This is a genomic window from Aggregatibacter sp. HK296, from assembly GCF_980469475.1.
The window spans coordinates 1,118,246-1,143,498 of record NZ_OZ413142.1; the positions used below are offsets into that span (position 1 = coordinate 1,118,246).

21 protein-coding genes and 3 tRNA genes are annotated in these 25,253 nt (G+C 40.4%); 11 read left to right on the forward strand and 13 right to left on the reverse strand.

The genetic code is table 11. The features are described from left to right. Positions 1-3 precede the first annotated feature (3 nt). From dinB to sstT, 3 genes are all read right to left on the reverse strand, one after another. Positions 4-1,110 (reverse strand): DNA polymerase IV, encoded by a 1,107-nt coding sequence (dinB, locus tag AC30SH_RS05285; protein WP_109103722.1) that lies wholly within the window; start codon positions 1,108-1,110, stop codon positions 4-6. A gap of 74 nt (positions 1,111-1,184) precedes the next feature. Further along, the gene (locus AC30SH_RS05290) at positions 1,185-1,697 is read right to left on the reverse strand and encodes a hypothetical protein (protein ID WP_489582235.1); all 513 of its coding nucleotides are present in this window, start codon (positions 1,695-1,697) and stop codon (positions 1,185-1,187) included. Between the two features lie 123 nt (positions 1,698-1,820). Further along, on the reverse strand, positions 1,821-3,059 hold the full coding sequence (gene sstT / locus AC30SH_RS05295) for a serine/threonine transporter SstT (protein ID WP_109103720.1): 1,239 nt from the start codon (positions 3,057-3,059) through the stop codon (positions 1,821-1,823). Positions 3,060-3,376: 317 nt separating this feature from the next. Here sstT and AC30SH_RS05300 point away from each other — a divergent pair, with 317 nt between their 5' ends. Continuing rightward, the gene (locus tag AC30SH_RS05300; RefSeq protein ID WP_048748903.1) at positions 3,377-3,826 is read left to right on the forward strand and encodes a LexA family protein; all 450 of its coding nucleotides are present in this window, start codon (positions 3,377-3,379) and stop codon (positions 3,824-3,826) included. A gap of 86 nt (positions 3,827-3,912) precedes the next feature. On the opposite strand, the gene AC30SH_RS05305 is transcribed toward AC30SH_RS05300, so the two are convergent. From AC30SH_RS05305 to AC30SH_RS05330, 6 genes are all read right to left on the reverse strand, one after another. Then, positions 3,913-4,425: an NlpC/P60 family protein gene (locus tag AC30SH_RS05305; RefSeq protein ID WP_109103865.1), complete on the reverse strand. Its 513-nt coding sequence runs from the start codon at positions 4,423-4,425 to the stop codon at positions 3,913-3,915. A 176-nt stretch (positions 4,426-4,601) separates the two neighbouring features. Beyond that, positions 4,602-5,456, reverse strand: a complete 855-nt coding sequence (gene kdsA, locus AC30SH_RS05310) for a 3-deoxy-8-phosphooctulonate synthase (protein WP_109103719.1) — start codon at positions 5,454-5,456, stop codon at positions 4,602-4,604. A 9-nt stretch (positions 5,457-5,465) separates the two neighbouring features. Further along, a complete protein-coding gene (gene prmC / locus AC30SH_RS05315; protein ID WP_109103718.1) occupies positions 5,466-6,365 on the reverse strand; it encodes a peptide chain release factor N(5)-glutamine methyltransferase in 900 nt (299 codons plus the stop codon). Positions 6,366-6,409: 44 nt separating this feature from the next. After that, positions 6,410-7,492 carry a peptide chain release factor 1 gene (gene prfA / locus AC30SH_RS05320; protein ID WP_109103717.1) on the reverse strand — a complete coding sequence of 361 codons (1,083 nt, stop codon included), beginning with the start codon at positions 7,490-7,492 and terminating at the stop codon, positions 6,410-6,412. A 138-nt stretch (positions 7,493-7,630) separates the two neighbouring features. After that, positions 7,631-8,086: an outer membrane lipoprotein gene (locus tag AC30SH_RS05325; protein ID WP_212510629.1), complete on the reverse strand. Its 456-nt coding sequence runs from the start codon at positions 8,084-8,086 to the stop codon at positions 7,631-7,633. Positions 8,087-8,182: 96 nt separating this feature from the next. Then, positions 8,183-8,770, reverse strand: coding sequence for a VOC family protein (locus AC30SH_RS05330; protein WP_212510628.1), 588 nt, complete (start codon positions 8,768-8,770; stop codon positions 8,183-8,185). A gap of 96 nt (positions 8,771-8,866) precedes the next feature. On the opposite strand from AC30SH_RS05330, the gene argS reads away from it, so the two are divergent. Then, positions 8,867-10,600, forward strand: a complete 1,734-nt coding sequence (gene argS, locus AC30SH_RS05335) for an arginine--tRNA ligase (protein ID WP_212510627.1) — start codon at positions 8,867-8,869, stop codon at positions 10,598-10,600. Between the two features lie 356 nt (positions 10,601-10,956). Here argS and AC30SH_RS05340 read toward each other — a convergent pair whose 3' ends face one another. Then, the gene (locus AC30SH_RS05340) at positions 10,957-12,393 is read right to left on the reverse strand and encodes a YdgA family protein (RefSeq protein WP_212510626.1); all 1,437 of its coding nucleotides are present in this window, start codon (positions 12,391-12,393) and stop codon (positions 10,957-10,959) included. A gap of 336 nt (positions 12,394-12,729) precedes the next feature. Here AC30SH_RS05340 and dnaK point away from each other — a divergent pair, with 336 nt between their 5' ends. The 4 genes from dnaK to dnaJ all read left to right on the forward strand — a co-directional run bounded on the left by dnaK (position 12,730) and on the right by dnaJ (position 17,892). Further along, a complete protein-coding gene (gene dnaK, locus AC30SH_RS05345) occupies positions 12,730-14,631 on the forward strand; it encodes a molecular chaperone DnaK (protein WP_212510625.1) in 1,902 nt (633 codons plus the stop codon). 120 nt (positions 14,632-14,751) lie between these two features. Continuing rightward, complete coding sequence (locus AC30SH_RS05350) at positions 14,752-15,150, forward strand: GyrI-like domain-containing protein (RefSeq protein WP_212510624.1); 399 nt, start codon at positions 14,752-14,754, stop codon at positions 15,148-15,150. 75 nt (positions 15,151-15,225) lie between these two features. After that, positions 15,226-16,494: an O-acetylhomoserine aminocarboxypropyltransferase/cysteine synthase family protein gene (locus tag AC30SH_RS05355; RefSeq protein ID WP_315027539.1), complete on the forward strand. Its 1,269-nt coding sequence runs from the start codon at positions 15,226-15,228 to the stop codon at positions 16,492-16,494. Positions 16,495-16,764: 270 nt separating this feature from the next. Further along, positions 16,765-17,892, forward strand: a complete 1,128-nt coding sequence (gene dnaJ / locus AC30SH_RS05360) for a molecular chaperone DnaJ (RefSeq protein WP_442541848.1) — start codon at positions 16,765-16,767, stop codon at positions 17,890-17,892. 131 nt (positions 17,893-18,023) lie between these two features. Here the strand turns inward: dnaJ and AC30SH_RS05365 are convergent, their stop codons facing one another. Then, positions 18,024-19,085 (reverse strand): porin, encoded by a 1,062-nt coding sequence (locus AC30SH_RS05365; protein ID WP_109103709.1) that lies wholly within the window; start codon positions 19,083-19,085, stop codon positions 18,024-18,026. Between the two features lie 200 nt (positions 19,086-19,285). Continuing rightward, positions 19,286-20,479, reverse strand: a complete 1,194-nt coding sequence (gene metC / locus AC30SH_RS05370) for a cystathionine beta-lyase (protein WP_489582236.1) — start codon at positions 20,477-20,479, stop codon at positions 19,286-19,288. Positions 20,480-20,665: 186 nt separating this feature from the next. On the opposite strand from metC, the gene pgsA reads away from it, so the two are divergent. The 5 genes from pgsA to AC30SH_RS05395 all read left to right on the forward strand — a co-directional run bounded on the left by pgsA (position 20,666) and on the right by AC30SH_RS05395 (position 23,974). Then, a complete protein-coding gene (gene pgsA, locus AC30SH_RS05375) occupies positions 20,666-21,223 on the forward strand; it encodes a CDP-diacylglycerol--glycerol-3-phosphate 3-phosphatidyltransferase (RefSeq protein ID WP_212510621.1) in 558 nt (185 codons plus the stop codon). 153 nt (positions 21,224-21,376) lie between these two features. Next, positions 21,377-21,452 (forward strand) — tRNA-Gly (locus AC30SH_RS05380). Position 21,453: 1 nt separating this feature from the next. Then, positions 21,454-21,540 (forward strand) — tRNA-Leu (locus AC30SH_RS05385). A gap of 52 nt (positions 21,541-21,592) precedes the next feature. Further along, a tRNA-Lys gene (locus AC30SH_RS05390) sits at positions 21,593-21,668 on the forward strand. A gap of 920 nt (positions 21,669-22,588) precedes the next feature. After that, complete coding sequence (locus AC30SH_RS05395) at positions 22,589-23,974, forward strand: cytochrome-c peroxidase (RefSeq protein ID WP_489582237.1); 1,386 nt, start codon at positions 22,589-22,591, stop codon at positions 23,972-23,974. An 83-nt stretch (positions 23,975-24,057) separates the two neighbouring features. Here the strand turns inward: AC30SH_RS05395 and rnd are convergent, their stop codons facing one another. Further along, positions 24,058-25,215 (reverse strand): ribonuclease D, encoded by a 1,158-nt coding sequence (gene rnd / locus AC30SH_RS05400; RefSeq protein WP_314886415.1) that lies wholly within the window; start codon positions 25,213-25,215, stop codon positions 24,058-24,060. Positions 25,216-25,253 lie beyond the last annotated feature (38 nt).

Sequence of the window (25,253 nt, forward strand, 5' to 3'; positions counted from 1 at the left end):
AGGTTATTTATCACCCTCTTCAGAAAATCCCCACAAGCTCATTTGCCCTGAATGGTTTTCTTCCGGCAACATGACATGCAAGCCAATTAAACGAATACTTCGCCCCTGTCTACGTTGCCAAATTTGACTTAGCAGCTGTTGAAAATTTTCTCTCGAAAATACTACCGCACTTTTTTCTAGAGTCGTCACCTGAAAATCTTCAAACTTGAGTTTCACACCAATTTTTCTCAACTGTGAAAAAGGAATATTGGCAGCAGAACGTTGCACGCGTTTTACTAATTGAGCATATAACTCATCCAACACGGCAATGCCCTGTTCCAAGGCAGTAATATTCGTCAATAATGTCGTTTCAACACCAATGGATTTACGCTCTCGATGAGGCTGAATCATTCGCTCATCAATACCATGGCTGTATGACCAAATTTGTTGCCCCATCTTACCCAATGCGTTTAACAAGAGATGCCGATCAATTTTTTGTACATCTGCACAACATGCTAAGCCCATTTGCAGTAATTTTTCCGAGGTTACTTTGCCCACACCTGGAATTTTTTTAAGTGGCAAATGAGCAACAAACTCATCGACATCTTTGGGTTCAATCACAAATTGCCCGTTCGGTTTATTTTGATCGGATGCGATTTTGGCTAAAAATTTTAATGGTGCAACACCGGCAGAAGCGGTTAACCGAAGTTCATCCCAAATGGCTTGGCGAATATCTTGTGCGATCCAAGTTGCCGAACCGGAACATTTATCACAATCGGTTACATCTAAATAAGCCTCATCTAAAGAAAGAGGTTCAATGATCGTTGTATAACGCTGGAAAATTTGATGAATTTGACGGGAAACCTCGCGATATAGAGGCATGTTAACCGGCAGTAAAACCAAATGAGGGCACAATTTTAGCGCCTGTGCGGTTGGCATTGCACTGTGTAGCCCAAACTTGCGGGCGATGTAATTACATGTTGTCAGCACGCCTCGTTGCTCTGCTCTTCCACCAACAGCAACTGGCTTATCCGCCAATGTAGGATTTTCACGCATTTCAATGGAAGCATAAAAACAGTCCATATCAATGTGAATAATTTTTCTAGGCTTGCAGGAAAGAGAATCAGGCATAAAAAAGTGCGGTTAAAAAACATGTTATTTTCTAACCGCACTTTAGCATAAATCACTGGATGAAAAAACAGTATTTAATTTTTAACATTCATTTTTTGCCCATCCGCAAAAACAACATTTTCCGGTACGGCATAAATCATTAAGTTTTCTTGTACATTACTAAATAAAGAGCGATATTCATTCGGCACTTTATTAAATGGAATGCGCAAATTAATATCTGCCTTAGCTGCAGGCGCCATTGGTTGAGCAAAACTTAATGGCACGCTTTGTAAATGAACAATTTGTTTATCGTATGTATAGACACTTAGCCATTGAAGAAATTTTATTGGTTTATTGCTTTTATTTTCAACCGTAAATTTAACTAACACATAAGCCTGATTATTATCATCAACTGCAATCTCCCGTCCTTCAACACCTACAACAACATAATTTTGAAAAACGCCCAAGGAAACACTTTGCGCATTTGAGTTTTTTTTATCAACTTGTTGTTCGAGTTGATTCGGTATTCCTTGAGGCGTATTTTCTGCCGCAACAACTACATTGCTTGCAAAGAGGAACGATAAAAAAATAGAAACGAATAATTTCATTCAAATGACCTATATCTAAATTAAGAAATAATGGGCTAAAGAATATACCGTGCGACACAAAAAGTAAAAAGGATAGATGAATTTCTATCCTTTTTCATATTTTATATCATGCGATTTTATCTTCTACTTTTTCTCTTCATCCGCAATACAAGCTGCTGCGGTGAAAAGTACATCGGTAGATGAGTTAAGTGCGGTTTCTGTAGAATCTTGTAAGATACCGATAATGAAACCAACCCCGATCATTTGTGCCGCAACATCATCAGAAATTCCAAATAGGCTACATGCTAATGGAATTAACAATAATGAACCACCGGCAACCCCGGATGCGCCACAAGCACACAAGCTAGCCACGAGACTTAACAGAATTGCACTACCGAAAGAAACCTCAATGCCTAAGGTATGCACTGCCGCAAGGGTTAAAATGGTGATCGTAATCGCAGCACCGGCCATATTAATGGTTGCGCCCAATGGGATAGAAACAGAATAAGTTTCTTCATCTAAATTCAGGCGTTTCGCAAGATTGATGTTCACCGGAATATTGGCTGCAGAACTACGGGTAAAGAATGCGGTTACACCACTTTCACGCAAACAAGTCCAAACTAATGGATATGGATTGCGACGGATTTTCCAGAAAACTAAAACCGGATTCACAACAAAAGCCACAAATAACATGGAGCCGACTAACACGCTTAATAATTGAATATAGCCGCCTAATGCTACCAATCCTTTATCTGCTAATGTTTCAGAAACTAAACCGAATACACCGATTGGCGCAAATAAAATAACGACATAAACAATTTTGGAGACCGCTTCAGAAATATCGGAAATCACGGTTTTAGTTGCATCAGAAGCATGACGTAAGGCCAAACCTAAGCCGATAGACCAAGTCAATACGCCAATGAAATTCGCTTTAAATAATGCATTTAGCGGGTTGTCCACCATATTGAAAATTAAATCCAACAATACGGTTCCAACACCTTTTGGTGCAGCAGAAATATCTTCTTTTACTGATAATGCGACTTCTGTTGGGAACAAGAATCCTGCAATAACAGCAACTAATGCTGCTAAGAAAGTACCGACCAAATACAACACAATGATGGATTTCATGCTGGTTTTGGAGCCCACTTTCTTATTGGCAATTGCGGCCATAACCAAAACAAAGATCAATAATGGTGCAACAGCACGTAGTGAACGAACAAAAATTTGACCTAACACACCGACTTTTTCAGCCAAGTTAAAACCTAATGTCGGTTGTAACATAGGTGTAATGAGTGCGACCAAAATACCTAACACTAAACCAACAGCAATACGTTTGACCAAACTGCCTTGGAAGAAGAGTGAAATTAAACGAGACATATTCATAATAAGTTAACGAGAGTTATGCAATCACTTGCGGTTGATCTTAGAATCAAAACTGATTCCCCCAGGTCGATAAAGATAGCGGAATTTTTTGATAAAATAAATACGAACATTTAACTTTCATTAAGTTTATAGAAATTTTGATAAATTTCTTTAGATTAGATCCAATAAACCTAATACTTTTTTAGAAAACAATAAGTCCGACATTATCCTATCGAAAAAATAATTCAAAAATTTATTTTTTACCTGTTGACTTACTGGATATAAAAACAGTATATTTAACTGTATAAAAACACAGTTTATTTTACTGAGGAGCAGATATGAACTACCACCACAACGTTGTTGCACAAAACGATCACATGTTTTCTTATCAACCCATTCCTTTTTTTGAAGATATGAAACAAGAAAATCGTAGTTTCAATAAAAAACTTGATCTCAACTTGTATTGCATTAAACGTCCTCAACAAACATGTTTTATTCGAATGACAAATCCTAATATGCTCGCCTGGGGAATTGAAGAAGGTGATATGTTGGTCGTAGAAAATAATGAGGAATTATTTTTAGACGAATTGATCGTCCTTGAAGTAAACAATGAATTTCACGTATATGAGTTTATTGCACACAACAACGGGGAATTTATTTTCTTATCTTTGGACTCTAAAATGGAAAATATTAAAACGACCAATTGGCGAGAACTACCGATTGTAGGCACCGTAACCAATGTCATTCATCAACTACAACGTAAAAATACACTTCGCTTTGCCGCCTAATAAAAGAACTACCTGCATCTCAAATAAAAAAGCGGTCAAAAATGCTAACACTTTTGACCGCTCTTTTATGTTTCAGAAAAATAAACTTAAAGCACTCGACGAGATTGCGTATAAGTTCTTGCCCAGTAATCATCGTTTAATGACTCAATAATGACACCACGACTGGTACTGGAATGCATAAATTTATCGCCGCCAATATACACGCCAACATGCTTGTTTTTACGGAAGAAAACTAAATCACCAACTTTTAATTCACTTTTTTCAATTTTTGTGCCGACATGACGTTGTTCAGATGTAGAGCGAGGCAATGCTAAACCATAAGCTTTCAAGAAAGTCGTTTGCATAAAACCGGAACAATCAATGCCCCCTTTCGTCAGACCGCCTAAACGATAACGTGTACCTGCCCATTCTTGATATATGTTCGCAAGTTGTTTATCCATTAGCTCAGAATATTGATGCGGTTTATTCGTTTTTAGTTGCGCATGAATTAATTGGTTTAACTGTTCTTGATCTTGTACTGAAGCAGCAACATTCTTTGTAGAATTTGAACATGCCGCCAAAACAAATAAAGGAACAATCATCAAAAATTTTTTAAACATAAACATTAAATTTTTTTATTTAAATAGAGATTCATTGACAAAATTTTGCTGGATCCTAGCGTAAAATGAAGAAAAAATCCAGAAAAAGCTCAATTTAATTTCATAAAATTCATGTTTTATCGCATATATAGTGCATAAAAAGAATTTTATGCACTATATATTGAATATTGAAGAGACTAGTTAGAGGTGTCTAATTCAGGGAAGGATTTCACCAAATCATCCACGGCTTTCATTTGTGCAACAAAGGCTTCCAATTTATCTAACGGTAACGCTGACGGGCCATCACATTTGGCTTTGTTCGGCTCCGGGTGAGCCTCTAGGAATAGACCGGCCAAGCCAACAGCTAAACCAGCACGGGCAAGTTCGGTGACTTGCGCACGACGACCACCCGATGCTGCACCAAACGGGTCGCGACATTGCAATGAATGGGTCACATCAAAAATCACCGGACAACCTTTAGAGACATTTTTCATCACGCTGAAACCCAGCATATCGACGATTAAATTGTCATAGCCGAAATTCGTGCCACGATCACACAAAATCACTTTATCGTTGCCGCATTCAGCGATTTTTTCCACAATATTGCCCATTTGTCCCGGGCTTAAAAATTGCGGTTTTTTCACATTAATGATTGCACCGGTACGCGCCATCGCTTCAACTAAATCTGTTTGGCGAGCAAGAAATGCCGGTAACTGAATAATATCCGCCACCTCGGCAACCGGTTGGCATTGATAAATTTCATGTACATCCGTAATGATTTTTACGCCGAATGTTTGCTTTAACTCAGCAAAAATCTTCAATCCCTGCTCCATGCCCGGGCCACGATAAGAATGAATGGAAGAACGGTTTGCCTTATCAAAAGAGGCTTTGAACACATAAGGTACGCCCAATTTTTGCGTCACTTCCACATATTTTTCACACACTTGCATTGCCATATCGCGGCTTTCGAGCACATTCATGCCGCCAAATAAGACAAAGGGTTTATCGTTGGCAATTTGAATATCGCCTAATTGAATGCATTTATTTTGCATATGTCTTCCTTATTTATTTTCAGTTTGAGCCCAACAACCTAAGGTTACGCGCTCATTATTTCCGTAATCCCGTAAAGTTTCAATCGATGTCCAAAAATTCTCTTGGAAAATCGACCGGACTTTTTCCCTTTGTTGCCAACCGTGTTCCACCAACAGATAACCGCCTGTCCGCATAAATTTCGGCGCATTGGCAATAATATGACGTAAGTCCGCATAGCCTTCTTCTTCCGCCACTAACGCCGACAAGGGCTCAAAGCGTACATCTCCTTGGGTTAAATGTTCATCCTTTGCATCAATATAAGGCGGATTACTCACAATCAAATCAAATGTGCCTGTCACCTTGTCAAACCAATGGCTTTGTAAAAAACTGACGTCTAACTGATTTTTTTCCGCATTGGATGTCGCCAACGCCACCACATTCGGCATGACATCCACACCGATAATTTCCAGTTGAATGTGCTGTTTTTGCGCAATGGGTTTCAGTTCAGAGGCTAACGCCAAGGCAATCGCGCCCGTGCCGGTACCCAGATCTAAAATACGAAAACATTGGGAATCTTGACCGCACTTTTGTAGCTTTTCAATGGCAATCGCTAGCGCTTTTTCCACCAGAATTTCTGTATCAGGACGAGGAATCAGCGTGCCTGCCGACACATTCAGTGGCAACGACCAAAACTCTTTTTCACCGAGAAGATAAGCGATAGGCTCACCTTGCAGACGACGAGATAAAAGTGCGGTCAGTTTTTCTTGTGTTTTTTCGTCCAACAGCGTCTCGCCAAAAGCCAAAATAAATGCGCGAGATTTTTGCGTCACAAATTGCAATAACACCTGTGCATCAGTTCTGCCATTTTCCGTAGGATTCGCCTGATTTAACGCTTGCGTGGCTTGTTGCAGCCATTGTTGATAATTCATTTTCGTCAAATAAAATGAACGAGCCGTTAAGCTCGTTCTCATCGTTAATTTTGTTCGGACAATGCCGCCAACTGATCCGCCTGGTATTCGGTGATAATCGGCTGAATCAAATCATCAATTTTACCGTTCATCACTTCATCTAAGCGATAAATCGTCAAGTTAATGCGGTGATCGGTCACACGCCCTTGTGGGTAGTTGTAGGTACGAATTTTATCTGATCGGTCACCGGAACCCAAAAGGTTACGACGGGTATCCGCTTGCTCTTGCGCCAATTTTTCCTGTTCTTGTTGCACTAAACGGGAAGCAAGCACGGACAAGGCTTTGGCTTTATTTTTATGTTGTGAACGCTCATCCTGACATTCCACTACCATGCCGGTTGGAATATGGGTAATACGCACGGCGGAATCGGTTTTATTGATGTGCTGACCACCCGCACCGGAGGCACGATAAGTGTCAATACGTAAATCTGATGGGTTAATTTCCGGCATTTCAGATTCCGGCAATTCCGGCATCACCGCAACAGTACACGCAGAGGTATGAATACGCCCTTGTGACTCAGTTTTCGGTACACGTTGTACACGGTGCCCGCCAGATTCAAATTTTAATTGGCCATAGGCACCATCGCCGCTCACAAGGGCAATAATTTCTTTAAATCCGCCCTGCTCGCTTTCGTTTTCACTCAGCACTTCAATGCGCCAGCGTTTGGTTTCCGCATAACGGCTGTACATACGGAAAAGATCACCGGCGAAAATCCCGGCTTCATCACCACCGGTACCGGCGCGGATTTCAAGGTAGCAGTTATATTCGTCGTTCGGATCTTTCGGTAGTAAGAGAATTTGTAAATGCTGCTCAACTTGTTCCAGTTCGGCTTTGGATTCTTCAATCTCCATTTGTGCCATTTCTTTCATTTCTGGGTCGTCAAGCAGGAGCTGCGCTTCTTCTAAATTGGCATTAAGCTGATTCCAACGGCTAAAACTTTTCACCACGTCTTCAAGTTGCGAATATTCTTTGGAATAGGCTCTGAATTTATCTTGATCACTAATGACAGAAGCATCGCCTAACAACGCTTCAAGCTCTTCATAACGTTCTTTTAAGCTATCTAATTTATTGATAATAGAGGGTTTCATTCTTTAACCTTCGAAGGAAAATGGAAAGGGAAATAAAAAAATCGGGGCATTCTAGCACAGAATAGAAATGTTATTGAAGTTTAGGCAATAAAAAAGGCTTTCGAGCTTATCTCAAAAGCCTTTCTCATCTTATTTAAATTAAAGTGCGGAAACATTCAAACGTGAACCACCAACAATACGCACACGCGCACCTGGCACGAGATTCGCTTCGGCTTTTTGCACCACAACAATTTCTTTGCCGTCATCTTTGCGAATAACCATTTCAATGGCGCTAACTTGGCTGGCTTTTTCTTCAACCTTACTGCCGACAACGGCACCGGCAACCGCACCAACCGCAGTGGCTAACGCCCTGCCTGTGCCACCACCGATCGCTGAACCGGCAATACCGCCAATCGCACCACCACCGATCGTGCCTACTACGCCTTGATTGTCTGATTGAATTTTCACCGGACGGGTGGAAACAATAGTGCCGTAACTAATCGAACGGGCTTCTTTTGCTTGAGTACCCGAATAGACGTTACCGCCATAAATATCTTCATTGGCGCAACCAACAAGAGTTAAGCTTATTAAAATAGCTAATGCGATCTTTTTCATAAAAGCTCCTTAAACACGAAATTAACCTTTTATTTTGCTTATTTATTCTTTGATAAATAAACGATGAATCTGATTTTATTGAACCGCTTTATATCATCAAACCGCGCTTACAATTTGCTTGATGCTGTATGGGTGGAACTTGATACAAGTAGGATTCTGCGTCTTATCCACAAAACTTACTGCAATAGACAAATTGAGCAGTGTTTCACCACTCCCTTTCGGTTCGCTCGTTTTGACTTTAAAACGTTCGGGTTGGTTCCGCAAGAATGTATTTTTTATTCTTGCTAACCATTCTGCTGCGGTTTCATTGGGTAAAAATGGAACAACCACCTCAATATGCTCCCAAGTTTCCTGCGGATAATGTTTATCTTTTGGGAAAGGTAATTCCACCACATCAACCTTTTGTTGCGCCAAACGCAAAGGCTCATGTAACTGAATCAAATAAATCACTCTACCGTTAATCAGGTTATCGCTCAACACCGAGCCATGCTCTAACAATAGCGTCAGCCAAGCCTTCGCTGTTTGTTCGGTGTTTACCCGCAAAGAAAGGTGATCAATTTCATATTGAGTAAAATCGACATTAAGCTGTTGCGCCAATGCCTGAATTTTTTGCTCAAAATCCTGAAAGTCGGTAAAAAGTGCGGTCTGTTTTTCAAATATTTTATGGGGAAAGCGAAACGACATAATTTTCCTTTTTGACTTTTCTGAAAGGTGAAAGAACGGTATTATATCGAGCTATTTTATCAGCCCAAACTTATTTCAAAAAATTAAGGTTCAGCCGTGAATATTCAATCTATTTTATCCGAAAAAATCAAACAGGCGATGATTGCAGCCGGTGCCGACGCACAATGTGAAGCCCTCGTTCGCCAATCGGGCAAAGTGCAGTTTGGTGATTATCAAGCCAATGGCATCATGCCGGTCGCCAAGAAATTGGGATTAAACCCACGTGAATTTGCCCAAAGCGTATTAGACAAAGCAGAATTACAAGACATTGCAGAAAAAACGGAAATTGCCGGCCCGGGATTTATTAACATTTTTCTAAAAGAAACTTGGCTTGCAGATAAGATCAGCTGCGCTGTACAAGATCCAAAATTAGGCGTACACAATCCGAAAAAACAAACCGTGGTTGTGGACTATTCCTCCCCAAACGTTGCCAAAGAAATGCACGTGGGACATTTGCGTTCAACCATTATCGGTGATGCCGTCGTACGTACACTTGAATTTTTAGGTAACAACGTCATCCGCGCCAACCATGTGGGCGACTGGGGTACTCAATTCGGTATGCTGATTGCCTATTTGGAAAAAATGGAAAACGAACATGCCAGCGAAATGGAATTGAGCGATTTAGAAGCTTTTTATCGTGCGGCAAAAAAACATTATGACGAAGATCCGGTCTTTGCCGAAAAAGCCCGTAACTATGTTGTAAAACTGCAAAGTGGCGATGAATATTGCCGCACTATGTGGCAAAAACTGGTGAAGATCACCATGCAACAAAACCAACATAACTACGATCGTCTCAACGTGACCTTAACAGACAAAGATGTGATGGGTGAAAGCTTGTATAACCCAATGTTGCCGGGCATTGTTGAAGATCTGAAAAAACAAGGTTTGGCCGTAGAAGATGACGGCGCATTAGTAGTTTATTTGGATGAATTCAAAAATAAAGATGGCGACCCAATGGGCGTTATCGTGCAGAAAAAAGATGGTGGCTTCCTTTACACCACCACCGACATCGCGGCTGCCAAATACCGTTATGAAACCTTAAAAGCCAACCGTGCATTAGTCTTCTCCGATACGCGCCAAAGCCAACATATGCAACAAGCTTGGCTGATTACTCGTAAAGCAGGCTATGTGCCGGACAGTTTCCAGCTAGAACACAAAAATTTCGGCATGATGTTAGGCAAGGACGGCAAACCGTTCAAAACCCGTAGTGGTGACACCGTGAAACTGGCCGATTTATTAGACGAAGCCATTGAACGCGCGGGTGTATTAATTTCGCAAAAATCCACCGCACTTTCTGAACAAGAAAAAGCGGATGTCATTGAGGCCGTCGGTATCGGTTCAGTGAAATATGCGGACTTATCTAAAAACCGCACCACGGATTATGTATTCGACTGGGACAATATGTTGAGCTTTGAAGGCAACACGGCGCCTTATATGCAATATGCCTACACCCGCATTCGTTCGATTTTCAATCGTAGCCAAATTGCCCTAAGCGAAGTAGAACAAGCCCAATTAAGCATTACTGATGAAAAAGAACGTGCTTTGGCAATCAAATTATTGCAATTTGAAGAGGCCGTTCAAGTGGTTGGAAAAGAAGGTACACCGCATGTGCTTTGTGCTTATTTATATGAATTGGCAGGCGTGTTCTCTTCTTTCTACGAGCATTGCCCGATTCTGAATAACGACGATCAACAAGTGAAGCTCAGTCGCTTAAAACTGGCGTTGTTAACAGAAAGAACGTTAAAACAAGGGTTGGATTTACTCGGCATTAAAACCGTTGAGAAAATGTAATCTCATTAATCAACTACATCCCGCTTTTTATGGCGGGATTTTTTTATCCCAAAAATCATGTCATGAATAATGAGAAAAATAGGTAAAAAAAAAGTGCCTCACAGGAGGCACTACTCGGAAAGCAAAATATGTTTGGCTATTTGTATAGCACTTATTTTTGTTGGGGCTAAGGATAGCAACATGCCATTATAAAGCAAACGGTTATTTGTAATTTTGTGAACTCACTCACGGTTTTACATCAATTTATTCTCTGATAAGAAAGGCGCTATAAACAGAAAGTGCGGTCGACATTCAAAACGTTTTGTAAATCGACCGCACTTTATATGCACAATATTATCGAGGGATATTGATATAAACTACTGCCCCATTGACATCATGGCTAAAAACAGGATAGAAAACACTTGCTCTTCCGGAATCACGTTTCCATTTAATTTAAGCTCACCTTTTTCCAGCACAAGATCGAGTTTAACGGATTTTCCATCCTCAACCAGAATACCTTGCTGCACACTATTTTTAACGCCTAAATTAACTTGTTCTGTTGCCACTTTAGTTGCCTGTTCTTTATCATCAAGTCGGTCTAACTGCAATACCGTCGCAGCTCCCTCAATTAACGCTTCTTTATTGGCATCCATTTTGAAAATAAAGTGGTTAAACAAACGGAAAATCTTCCCTTGGCTAATCGCATTTTCAAAATCAGCGCTTGCCATGGAAATATCCAAATTGGAGGCTAATTTACCGGCTTTATTGTTAAGTGTCGGATTAAAGATAAACTGCGGTTGAGTATCAATGAATTTTTTCGTGATCTGCACTTCTTCACCGGTAAGCACATCATGCGGTTGTTTCGCGGATTCGTTATAAACCTGAATTAATTGGTTAAAGGTTTCACCGTCAACATGATTTAACGCCATATCAATGGTTAAATCTCCTAAATCAGCATCACGGACAGCAATGCCGTTAAATACGATTTTTGCCCCGGAATCTAAGATGTTATCTTTTCTTACCGTATCAAAATAGACTTTCCAATTCTTAAATTCAACGTGATTGTTTTTTCCTTCAGAATCTATTCCATTGAACTTCACCGCACCGCCTGACAAAGATTGTTTGCCGGTGGAAAGATACGCCCATTCCGGAATGCGTTGATACTCAGCATCAATTTTTAAATCGTTAAACTCAACAGAAGCATTTTTATCCGGCTCACTATATTGAAGTTTATTCAGCACAAAATCTAATTTATTCACACCATCGCGCTTGAAGCCCAGTTTCATATCCAAGCCATTCACAGCCAATGTTCCTTCTTCCATCACAGCTTCAAAAGGCACAAGATCCACACGAGAAGATCCGCTTTGGTTATAATCGACAGTGGTAGTCACCATAATCGGCGTTTTGCCTTTTGTTGCCTCAAACCAAGGAGTCGTTGTTTCATTTTTAGTCATCAAATCCACACTGGAAAACAGACTTGGCATGAAATTAAAATGACTTAGCTGATTTAACGGCAACGGGCCATGGTATAACGTCCCTTCAAATGGCAACGTCCAAGTTTTGCTCGGATTTTCAAGCTCAGCCACTAAAATGTCATATTTAGTTTTAGAACTAAATAAACCACGCTCGAAAGACACATGATCAAAGCGAATATCCAAACCGAGAGAATCCGCAGATTGGTGAAGATCTTTATTGACGAGATTGACTTGACGGACAAATTCTTCTTCTGCCACTTTTCCCGTGTACCATGCACCACCAACCCAGGCGGCACCTAATGCAGCAATAACACCTAACGTTAACGTTGATTTTTTCATACCCTCTGTCCTTAATAAATAAAAAGTGAAATAACTTGGCTAATCTACCATAAATTTAATTTTTTAGAAAAAAGACCACTAAATTTTTCTCTTCCTCTTGAATCTCTTACTTTTATCCTCATTTTACAAAACGAATCAGGATTGAACCACAAATGTGTCGTTCTAGCAACAAGCCTTTGGGTAAAGCTAGCACTGAAAATCCATCTGATTTTTGAACCGCACTTTTCATGCATTGAAAAAATTTTTAAATAAATGCCTTGAAATGCAAAATTCAATCCACATCTTACAATCCGTAAACCATTACACCGAATTTAAAATTTTACGAGGAGAAAAAAAATGGGAAAAATTATTGGTATTGACTTAGGTACAACAAACTCTTGTGTTGCTGTGATGGATGGCGATAAACCACGCGTGATTGAAAACGCAGAAGGCGATCGTACCACCCCGTCAATTATTGCTTATACAAATGATAACGAAATTTTAGTCGGTCAACCGGCAAAACGCCAAGCGGTGACCAACCCGAAAAACACCTTATTCGCAATCAAACGTTTAATCGGCCGTCGTTTTGAAGATGCTGAAGTAAAACGTGATATCGACATCATGCCATTTGAGATTACACGTGCAGACAATGGCGATGCATGGGTCAATGTGAAAGGCGATAAATTAGCACCTCCGCAAATTTCTGCCGAAGTGTTGAAAAAAATGAAAAAAACCGCCGAAGATTTCTTGGGCGAACCGGTTACTGAAGCGGTTATTACCGTGCCGGCATACTTTAACGATGCGCAACGTCAAGCAACCAAAGATGCTGGTCGTATCGCAGGTTTAGAAGTTAAACGTATCATCAACGAACCAACTGCAGCCGCACTAGCTTACGGCTTGGATAAAGGTCAAGGTAACAAAACAATCGCTGTTTACGACTTAGGTGGTGGTACATTCGATTTATCCATCATCGAAATCGATGAAGTGGGTGGCGAAAAAACATTCGAAGTATTAGCAACCAACGGTGATACTCACTTAGGTGGTGAAGACTTCGATAACCGTGTGATCAACTATTTGGTCGATGAATTCCAAAAAGAACAAGGCATTGACTTGCGTAAAGATCCGCTTGCAATGCAACGTTTAAAAGAAGCAGGTGAAAAAGCAAAAATTGAGCTTTCTTCCGCACAACAAACGGATGTGAACTTACCTTACATCACAGCGGATGCAACCGGTCCTAAACACTTAAACATCAAGTTGACCCGTGCAAAATTAGAATCTTTAGTTGAAGATTTGGTGGCGAAATCCCTTGAGCCGGTGAAAGTTGCCTTATCTGATGCCGGATTAAGCGCATCACAAATTGATGATGTTATCCTAGTGGGCGGTCAAACCCGTATGCCATTAGTACAACAAAAAGTAGAAGAGTTCTTCGGTAAAGCGCCACGTAAAGACGTTAACCCTGACGAAGCCGTTGCGATTGGTGCAGCGGTACAAGGTGGCGTGTTAGCAGGTGATGTAAAAGACGTATTGTTGTTAGACGTTACCCCATTATCATTGGGTATCGAAACCATGGGCGGTGTGATGACCACCTTAATTGAGAAAAACACCACGATTCCAACCAAAAAATCTCAAGTGTTCTCAACTGCTGAAGATAACCAAAGTGCGGTAACTATTCACGTGTTACAAGGTGAACGTAAACAAGCGTCTGCCAACAAATCTTTAGGTCAATTTAACCTTGAAGGCATCAACCCTGCTCCACGCGGTATGCCACAAATTGAAGTGACCTTCGACATCGACGCAGACGGTATCATCCATGTTTCTGCGAAAGACAAAGGCACCGGTAAAGAACAACAAATCACCATTAAAGCGTCTTCCGGTTTAAGTGATGAAGAAATTCAACAAATGGTACGCGATGCCGAAGCGAACGCTGAAGCTGACCGTAAATTTGAAGAATTAGTACAAGCTCGCAACCAAGCCGATCACCTTGTACACGGTACACGTAAACAATTAGAAGAAGCAGGTGATAAAGTTCCAGCCGCAGATCGTGCCGCTATCGAAAGCGCATTAAGCGACTTAGAAGCTGCAGCGAAAGGCGAAGACAAAGCAGTGATTGAAGCCAAACTTCAAGCCCTTGCCGAAGTTGCACAAAAACTTGCACAAACAGCACAACCGCAAGGCGAGCCACAACAAGCGCAAAGCAACGGCAAACCAAACGATGATGTTGTTGATGCTGAGTTTGAAGAAGTGAAAGATAATAAGTAATTTCACTCTCACTAAAATAGAAGGGCGTAGCAATACGCCCTTTTGGTGTATTCATCAACCACAATTTTTCCTGACTTTATTTAAAAAAGTGAAGTCAGGAAAAATAAACCAGGAGGATAAATGGCGTTAAAACTCTACCCCATCGTACAACAACGCTTAAATAATGACATAGCAAATGAGATAATCCCAGCCCTTTGGCAAAACAATTTCGATAAACTACCACAAGGCCACTATTGTTATGGCATTTATTTTAATTATGCGACGAATCACCAAGCAGACTATGATTTTGCGATTGCAAGTGAAGCCGTATTAGAGACCAATATCCCAGTGATTGAAGTTGAAGATTTGAGTTTCTACGAAGTTTTCCGTTGCAAAGTAGATAAAATTTATCAAACATGGCAACTGATCTGGAAAAAAGAACAACAAGGTTTGCTTAAGCGGGCTTATTCTGTGGATTTTGAAAAATACCACCCTGATGGTTTGGTAGAAATTTATATCGCCGTTGAACCACATTGTTAAGCTCAAAGTGTGTAAAATTTTATAAAAAATGACCGCACTTTTCCCCTCAAAACAAACACAACCCAAGGAAAAATAATGGAATTTGCAACAAAATGTCTCCATGCCGGCTATAGCCCTAAAAATGGTGAGCCGCGTGTTCAACCCATCGTACAAAGCACGACTTACACTTACGACTCTGCAGAAGAAATCGGTAAATTATTTGATTTGCAAGCGGCTGGCTATTTCTATACCCGTCTGGCAAATCCAACCACGAATGCTGCAGAAGAAAAAATTACCGCACTTGAAGGCGGTGTGGCGACAATGTGTACCGCCTCAGGTCAATCTGCGGTTTTTTATGCCATGTTGAATATTTTAGAAGCCGGTGATCACTTTATTTCCTCCTCTTGTGTCTATGGCGGCACTTACAATTTATTTGCACATACGTTCAAAAAAATGGGGATTGAAGTCAGTTTTGTGGATCAAGATTTGCCGCTCGAAGAACTCAAAAAAGCCATTCGTCCAAACACCAAAGCTGTTTTTGCCGAAACCATTGCAAACCCGGCGTTACGTGTGTTGGATATTGAAAAATTTGCTGCCTTAGCCCAAGCTGCACAGGTACCGTTACTAATCGACAACACCTTTGCCACCCCTTATTTTTGCCGCCCAATCGAATTTGGCGCAAACGTGGTCATTCACAGCACCTCTAAATATTTAGACGGTCATGCCATTGCACTTGGCGGATCTATTACGGATGGTGGCAACTTTAATTGGAATAACGGCAAATATCCGCAATTAAGCACACCGGACCAAACGTATCACGGGTTGGTTTATACAGAAACCTTTGGCTCTGCCGCTTATATTGTTAAAGCGCGCGTGCAATTAATGCGTGATTTAGGCGCAACACCGGCACCGCAAAACAGTTTCTTACTCAATGTAGGCATGGAAACTCTTGCATTGCGTATGCAACGTCATTATGAAAATGCTCAAACGGTCGCCGAGTTTTTGGAAAAACATCCACAAGTAGAAAATGTCAGCTATCCAGGATTAATCCGCTCTCCTGATTACACGCTCAAACAAAAATACTTACCAAACGGTTTGTGTGGTGTCATTTCTTTTGAAATCAAGGGAGGCAAAGACGCTGCGGCGAAATGGCTAAATGCCTTACAAATGACATCACGTGAAGTGCATGTGGCGGATATTCGTACTTGTGCGTTACATCCTGCGACCTCAACGCATCGCCAATTAAGTGAAGTCGAATTAGAAAAAGCAGGGATTTCCGCAGGATTAATTCGCCTTTCTTGTGGTATTGAAAGTGTTCAAGATATTTTGGCGGATTTAGAACAAGCCTTCAATGCGGCAAAATAATGGCATTCAAGGCAAGCAATCGGCCTGCCTCTTTGAACAACGACAAAATCATATCGTAACAGAAATATAGACGACTCATTTTGGTTTGTTGACTTTATTTTGGCTGTAAACAAACGAAAATAAGCCGAGCCATGCCTTAATAAATTCATGTGTTGGCTCTTGATATTTCTGCCTTTCGGTATCATTTTGTCTTTAGCGATATTGTTCATGTAATACAATAGACAATCATAAAAGTAGCATTTGATATTTTAAACGGAAAATTGAAACATTATGGCAAAACAAGACTACTACGAACTTCTCGGCGTTTCTAAATCCGCCGATGAAAAAGAAATTAAGCGTGCCTATAAAAAGCTCGCCATGCAATATCACCCGGACAGAACTCAAGGTGATAAAGAGAAAGAAGAAAAATTTAAAGAAATCCAAGAGGCTTATGAAGTCCTCAGCGATAAGCAAAAACGGGCCAACTATGATCAATACGGCCATGCAGCCTTTGAACAAGGTTTCGGTGCCGGCGGTGGTGGTTTTGGCGGTGCGGATTTCGGCGATATTTTTGGCGATATGTTCGGGGATATCTTCGGTGGTGGCGGACGTGGACGCCAACGTGTCGTGCGTGGTGATGACTTACGCTACGACCTTGAAATCACCCTTGAAGAAGCCGTCAAAGGCACAACCAAAGACATTAAAATTCATACGCTTGCCCCTTGTGAAACTTGTCATGGCTCTGGCGCTGAAGCCGGTTCAAAAGTGGAAACCTGTCCACATTGTCACGGTTCAGGTCGCTTACGCCGTCAACAAGGTTTCTTTGTAACGGAACAACCTTGTCATTTCTGTCATGGGACCGGTAAGAAAATTGAGAAACCATGTAAAACTTGCCACGGTGACGGCAGAGTGAATAAGCCGAAAAACCTTTCTGTAAAAATTCCGGCCGGCGTAGATACAGGAAATCAATTGCGCTTATCAGGCGAAGGCGCAGCAGGTGAAAATGGGGCACCGGCAGGCGATTTATATGTTGTAATCCATGTGAAAGAGCATCACATTTTTGAGCGTGATGGCAGCAACCTTTATTGTGAAGTACCGATTAGCTTCACTATGGCAGCCCTTGGTGGCGAAATTGAAGTGCCAACATTGGATGGCCGTGTTAAGTTAAAAATTCCGGAAGAGACCCAAACAGGTAAATTATTCCGTATGCGTGGTAAAGGTGTTACTTCTACGCGTAGTGGGTATGCCGGTGATTTAATCTGTCGAATTGTGGTAGAAACACCGGTAAAACTAAAGGAAGAACAAAAAGCATTGCTACGGAAGCTTGAAGAAAGCTTAGAAGGGCAAACGAAACAGCGCCCAAAATCCTCTAGCTTCCTCGATGGTGTAAAACGCTTCTTTGATGATTTAACGAAGTAAAATTAACAAAATCTACCACCAAAGTGCGGTAGAAATTCTAAGTATTTCTACCGCACTTTTTTAATCATAAAAACTCAGGAACAAAAAAAGACCGACATTATGTCGGTCTTTTTAATGAGTATTAACTCAAATTAGAAGTGTACACGTAAACCTGCACCGTAGATATTTTCGTTGGTACGTTGACCAAGGTTATCTTTTTCAGTTGCACGAGTATATTGTACATAAGGAACTACATTTTTGTGAAGTTTGTAATCAACAACCGCAATATAATGGTTTTTGATAGTTTTACCGTCATCTTGCGCTGTCGCGTTAGTATCATATTTCTTGCTCAAACGTTCCCATTGTAAACCAAATGTCGTAGGAATACCTGTAAGACCATTTAAGTCATATTTAGCTTCTAAGAAAATATACTTAGATTTGTTATTGTCATCTTGAGTTCTATATTTATGAACACCTTGACCATAAGCAGCACCTAATTTCAAGTCTTGCAATTGATAATGAGTTGCTAAGACCCAAGTATGATTTTTTTGGTTAGTTTCAGAGCTTGCTTGAGTATCATATTGATCTACTGTATAAACTGCAGCGGCATCAACTTTGTGGTTATCAGCAATTTCGTAGTTATAAAATGCACCAACTTGGTAACCATTTTTATAATTTTTTGCAGTGTGTTTCTCAGCATTACCAAACAAGTAATCTACGCCGAAACTAAAGCCACCGAATTCAGCAGAGCTGAATTTAACAGATTTGTCTGCACGAGTTGTTAATGGGTTTAATGCTCCAGAATCATAGTATAAGCTATCGCCTACAACATCATCAGCTGTGGTTGATTGACGACCAAAGCTTAATTTACCTACATTTTCAAAGCCTAAACCAACAAATAATTTACGAGTTGTTGGATCACCAAAGTCATTTTCAGCCTTTTGTTTGTTTTTAAGAGCATCTCTCTCAAAACGCAATTCATAACCTGCGAATGCAGATAATCCATTTTCTAATGCTTGAGATGCTTTGATATTAATACGGGAACCATCGTTAACTAAATTACCACGTTGGTTTTCACCTAACTTACCTAGGAAGATACGCATTGAACCGCCAAGTTCAACTTTAGTACCGTCTTGGTTATAAACTGTTGCTGCACTTGAAGTGCCTGCTGCTGCTAAAGCAGCGATTGCTAATGCGATTACTGTCTTTTTCATAATCATCATTCCTTTTTCAGAACTTACTTGTTATTAAGGTAAATTTGAACTTTTCAAATTGTGAATAGTCCAAGCTACTTCTTTCGAAGCGACTAAATGTTGCCAAAGAAAAATTAGACCGTCAATAAAAAGTTCCTTTTTTTCTGCCTATTTTCTGATACAGATCACATTTTTCCACTTCAATTTAAGAGAAAACATGTTCAAATTACGTTTAATCGTTTAAATCCAGCATTTAAATCTTCAATTAAATCATCAACTTCCTCTAAGCCAACATGAATTCGAATCAACGTTCCCTCTAATTTACGCGAAATATTCGGGCGAATTTTGGCAATTTCTTCCGGTTGATTACAAAGAATAAGCGATTCAAAACCGCCCCAAGAATACGCCATCGTAAATAATTCAAAATGATCCATAAACGCTTCTAGCTGTTGTTGAGTCAGCTTTTGTTTTAATTCAAATGAAAACAGACCACTTGCACCAAGAAAATCTCGTTGGAAAAACACATGTCCAGGGCAGCTTGGCAATGCTGGATGATATACGGCTTTGACTTCAGGTCTCTGTGCCAGCCATTGTGCCACTTTAATGCCATTTTCCTCATGTTGTTTTAAGCGAATACCCAACGTGCGTAAACCACGAGCTGTCGTATAAGCGCTATCGGCATCCACCATTTGCCCCATTAAATAGGAATGCTCACGCAATTTATCCCAACAACGGGCATTAGACACGGCGGTACCAATCATCACGTCAGAATGACCCACTAAATATTTTGTTCCCGCTTGGATGGAAATATCAATATCGTGTTCTAAAGCGTTAAAAAGAACGCCACCACCCCACGTGTTATCAATCATAATCACGATATCCGGATTCACTTTTCGCACCGCTTTCACAATGGCTGGAATATCAGGCACTTCCATGGTTAACGAACTCGGTGATTCAAGAAATAAAACTTTGCTATTCGGTTGAACTAAGCGGGCTATATCCTCGCCAATCATCGGATCATAATATGTGGTTGCTATCCCCATTTTTTGCAAAATGATATTGCAAAAATCTTGTGTAGGCTCATAAGCCGCACCGGTCATTAAGATATGATCACCGGTTTGTACAAAGGACAGAATGCTGTTTGTCACAGCGGCAGCACCACAAGGATACAAATAGCAACCTGCACCACCTTCTAATTCACACATTGCATCTTGCAAAGCAAAATGTGTTAGTGTGCCGCGTCTGCCATAAAAGAGTTCACCTTTTGCTCTATTCATTGTGGCGTGTTTTTTATCGGCTAAACAATCAAAAACCAAAGAAGAAGCACGTTGCACCACTGGATTAACGGCGCCTTGGGTATAACGTTTTTTTCTGCCCGCATGAACTAACGCGGTTGCAAGAGATTTTTCTGACATGATGACATCCTATAAAATAATAAAAAAATCGAGTAAAAGTGCGGTCGTTTTTGCCGTTAAAAATATTAACGCCAAATTCTTATCATCACTAGAGTTTCTTTTTAAATCAAATTTCTAAATTGGCATTTTAAAAGGGAAGAATCTGATTTAGAATAAGCACACTATTCACCTCTAGCAAAATGAATCATGAAACTTAATATTCCCATTTTTCTTACGATTTTTCGCGTTATTTTGATTCCTTTCTTTGTTATTACCTTTTATTTACCTTTCGATTGGGCGCCTTTCTTAACTACTCTACTTTTCTTCATTGCCGGTGTCACCGATTGGCTTGATGGCTATTTAGCAAGAAAATGGAAACAAACCACCCGATTCGGAGCCTTTTTGGATCCTGTCGCGGATAAAATTATGGTGGTCGCGGGTTTGGTCTTAGTGGTGGAATATAACCATACTTTTTGGATTACGATTCCCGCAATCGTGGTCATTTCAAGAGAAATTATTATTTCTGCTTTACGTGAATGGATGGCTGAATTAGGTAGCCGCAGTAAAGTCGCAGTATCTTGGTTAGGCAAAGTAAAAACCACATCCCAAATGCTCGCATTAGGCGGATTATTATGGCGTTATAACACCGCAATGGAAATCATTGCCATAATTCTGCTTTATGTTGCTGCCATTTTAACAATTTGGTCTATGTTGCAATATCTGAATGCGGCTAAAGACAGCCTATTAGAAGACTTACGCGAATAAAAGTGCGGTCGTTTTTGGCCGTATTTTTATTTTGAGTTTTTTCCAAAGTTGAATTTTTTTTAAGCAGTTAAATAATTTTTTAAAATTTCTATTTGACTCACAATCATAAATGAGTAAAATGCACTCCGTTGTTTAGCGCTGCTAAATGATGACGCGGGAATAGCTCAGTTGGTAGAGCACGACCTTGCCAAGGTCGGGGTCGCGAGTTCGAGCCTCGTTTCCCGCTCCAAGCCCGAGTGGTGGAATCGGTAGACACAAGGGATTTAAAATCCCTCGCCTTTCGAGGCGTGCCAGTTCAAGTCTGGCCTCGGGCACCATTTTAAAGATAATCCACCTTTTAAAAAATCCTTATTTAATATCAATCCTTTAGGGTCGTTAGCTCAGTCGGTAGAGCAGCGGACTTTTAATCCGTTGGTCGAAGGTTCGAATCCTTCACGACCCACCAAATATAAATTCCCAATTATTCGATATATTCTTTCTCTTAATCTTTATTTTCTCTTTAATGAATAAAATAAGGTGTTACCCTTATTTATTAAACGCGTACCCCTCTCCTTATGACAATTATCGAAAATAGCATTAACAGTTTTAGCTCTACTTGAAAAACAACGTTTGATTGTACGTGAGAATAAGGAATTCTATTATGAATAATTCGGAAGGGTTCGATATAGAAAGAGAATTACACACAAGATCAATTTGATAATTCCTTGGCACTCTTCAACAAGGCTATCAGCTAAGCGTAAAAGGCCTCTTCCTATTATAACTATAATGCTTCAACATGAGTGTTGGCGCTTCTTTCTTTAGTCGTTATAAAGTAGCAACAGCGGTGAAAGGGACGGAGTCAAGGCGAATATCTTAGGATTTACGTAACGAACGTTTCAGCTACCGGAGAACGGTAGCAACTATATGCATCACTAGATACATTCCCATTTGTGGCGTTCTGCTTCTCTCAAAAAGCGAGAATGAAAGGAAAGGCTTAAAATAAGTCAAGTTGAACATCAAATTGATTTTGTTAGATTGGCGTCACTCCTAGCGCATAGGAAAACCATGAACTCACCTTCGGGTGAAACTGAACCGCGTCGAATTCGGCGCGGTTCTCTTTTATAGAAAAATAATTTCCTAGCATCGTTTGCCCACCAAAATTTAGTTTTGCCTATTGATAATTCTCTTTCAATTCGATTTATTTATGGTGTTTTCAAGCCTTCTTTGTGCATTCTTTTTACTCAATTACCTATTTTTGATTAATAAAAGCGATTAAATCCATTGCTTTTTCAAATCAAATTTATTGATTTAAATCATATGGTTAGATTATGTTTTTAGCCATAATCGCCCTGCTGTTTTTACTTTTTTTAACATTGGAGCATGATTATGAAAAAATTTGTACTTAAAGCCGCGGTCATCGCGATTGCTGGTTATTTAGGCGTTGTTGGGTATATCCATCAATATGATAAGGGGCAGTCAGAAAAATTACTTGCTGAAGGAAATTACTCTGCTGAGCAACAAAAGGTTGCCAAAATCTTGTTAGATAACGGTTGTCAATATTGCCACTCCCCTAATGCTGATTTACCTTTCTATGCTAATCTTCCGTTAGCGGATTCCATCTTAAGTCGCGATATTGAATCAGGTAAACGCGTCTTTTTATTAAATAAATTACTGGATGGCTTAAAAGATCCAAGTAAATTATCTGAAGTTGATTTAGCAAAACTTGAACGCGTGATTGAAAATAACGAAATGCCGGTAGCGACATTCCGTCATCTTCACTGGGGAAGTCGTCCGGATGAAAATGAAAAAACCACGTTATTAAATTGGATTCGCGAACAACGTAAAGCCTTTTTACCGGCAAATACAGAAGGAACAAACCCTAACAGTCTGATTCAACCTATCCCGGATGCCATCATGACGGATCCGGCTCAAGTAGAACTTGGTCGTAAACTCTTTATGGATGATCGCCTCTCTCAAGATGGTACCGTTCAATGCGAAACTTGCCACCAACTCGACAAAGGTGGGGTTGACCACTTAGATGTCTCTATCGGTATTGAAGGCAAAAAAGGTGGCATCAACGCGCCAACTGTATTTAACTCCGCATTTAACTTCGTCCAATTCTGGGATGGTCGTGCAATCGATCTTGCTGACCAAGCAGGTGGACCACCAGTAAACCCTATCGAGATGGGCGCCCACACATGGGATGACATTGTAGCGAAATTTAAACAGGATGAAGAATTCAAAAAAGAATTCTTAAAAGTTTATCCTGAAGTGAGCCAAGCCACATTAACCCACGCTATCGGTGAATATGAAAAAACCTTAATCACGCCAAACAGCGATTTTGACCGTTACTTGAAAGGCGATAAAACCGCATTAAATGAGCAGCAATTAAAAGGCTACGAATTGTTTAAGAAACATAAATGCGATACCTGCCATACCGGCGTAAATATGGGTGGCCAATCTTACGAATACATGGGTATTTACGGTGATTACTTCAAAGATCGCGGCACACCAATCACTGAAGCCGATCAAGGTCGTTTCGCACAAACCAAGGATCCGTATGATATGCATCGCTTTAAAGTGCCGTCATTGCGTAATATCGCATTAACTGCGCCTTATATGCACGATGCTTCTGCAAAAGACTTGAAAGAAGCTGTTCGCATTATGTTGCAATATCAAAGCAACGTGAAACCGCAACAACAAGACATTGATGACATTACGTCTTTCTTAGAAAGTCTCACGGGTGAGTTTGAAGGTAAGAAATTACAATAATCACCATCAATAAAAAGTGCGGTGGATTTTTGTAACGTTTAAAAACGTCGTAAAAACTCACCGCACTTTTTTATTTAAATATCTTATGCATCAAATGCTTTTAAGGATTCCAACAGGCTTTCACCAAAGGGTTTACGCCAACCACTTAATAATTCCGGCGGTTCATCCTCCGTTTCTTTTCGCCAGTGCCACTTCATCAGACTTTCTAAATGACGCTTACTGGCAATCATTTCTTTCGGTAAATTGGCTGGAGCAATCTGAATTAATTGTTGCTGCAATGCCTTCAATGCGGCTTTATAACGCGAATCATCCGCCAGACGTTGAATTGGCTGCGGATAATCATTCTCTGGAATGCGTTTCACCTGATCAATAATTTGCAACAATTTCTTACCGTGAATACGAACTTCAGCCGTACTCAAACCGAGTTCTAATAAAGCCGATGTATTCTTCGGATTGTATTTTGCCACTTGCCATAAATTTTCTGCACGTACCACAAAATTTAACGCTAAATCCCGTTTCATGGCTTCTTCCATGCGCCATCTTGCAAGTAATTTTAAACGCATTAATTCTAAGCGATTTAATTTCCAGGCATTAGGAATAGCAAAATAAGCCGTATCAGGATTTTTAACAGCATGAGCCCGTTTGTTCAGTAAAAATTCACATTCATTTTTCACCGCACTTTGCCATTCGGTTTGTGCCAGTTGTATCTGCATTTGTGCATATAAAGGCAATAAGTACCATACATCCGCAGCGGCATATCGTAACTGTATCTCTGATAATGGACGTGCTAGCCAATCAGTGCGTGACGCCCCTTTATCAATTTCAATGTGGAAATAATGTTGTACCAACGTAGCAAAACCGGCAGAACCGGTAAAACCAAGAAAATTCGCCATCACCTGCGTATCACACATAGGCTGCGGTAATTGCTCGAAATAATGCTGAAAAACTTCCAAATCCTCACCGCAAGCATGCAATACTTTTAATACGCTTTCATCGGCAAGTAAGGCAATAAAAGGGGAAAAGTCCTCAATCGTTGTCGGGTCAATTAACGCCACCTCATCACCGGCATATAATTGAATTAAGCCCAATTTAGGATGCAGGGTTCTGATTCGAATAAATTCCGTGTCTAATGCCACCGCACTTTGCGCTCTCGCCTGTTCACAAACCTCAAGCAAGGCATGGTCATCGGTAATTAATTTAAAGTTTGGTGGGGTGTTACATTCTTTTATTTGATATGTCATAGAAATAAAGGAGAGAATGCGCTGTGAGGCGACATTCT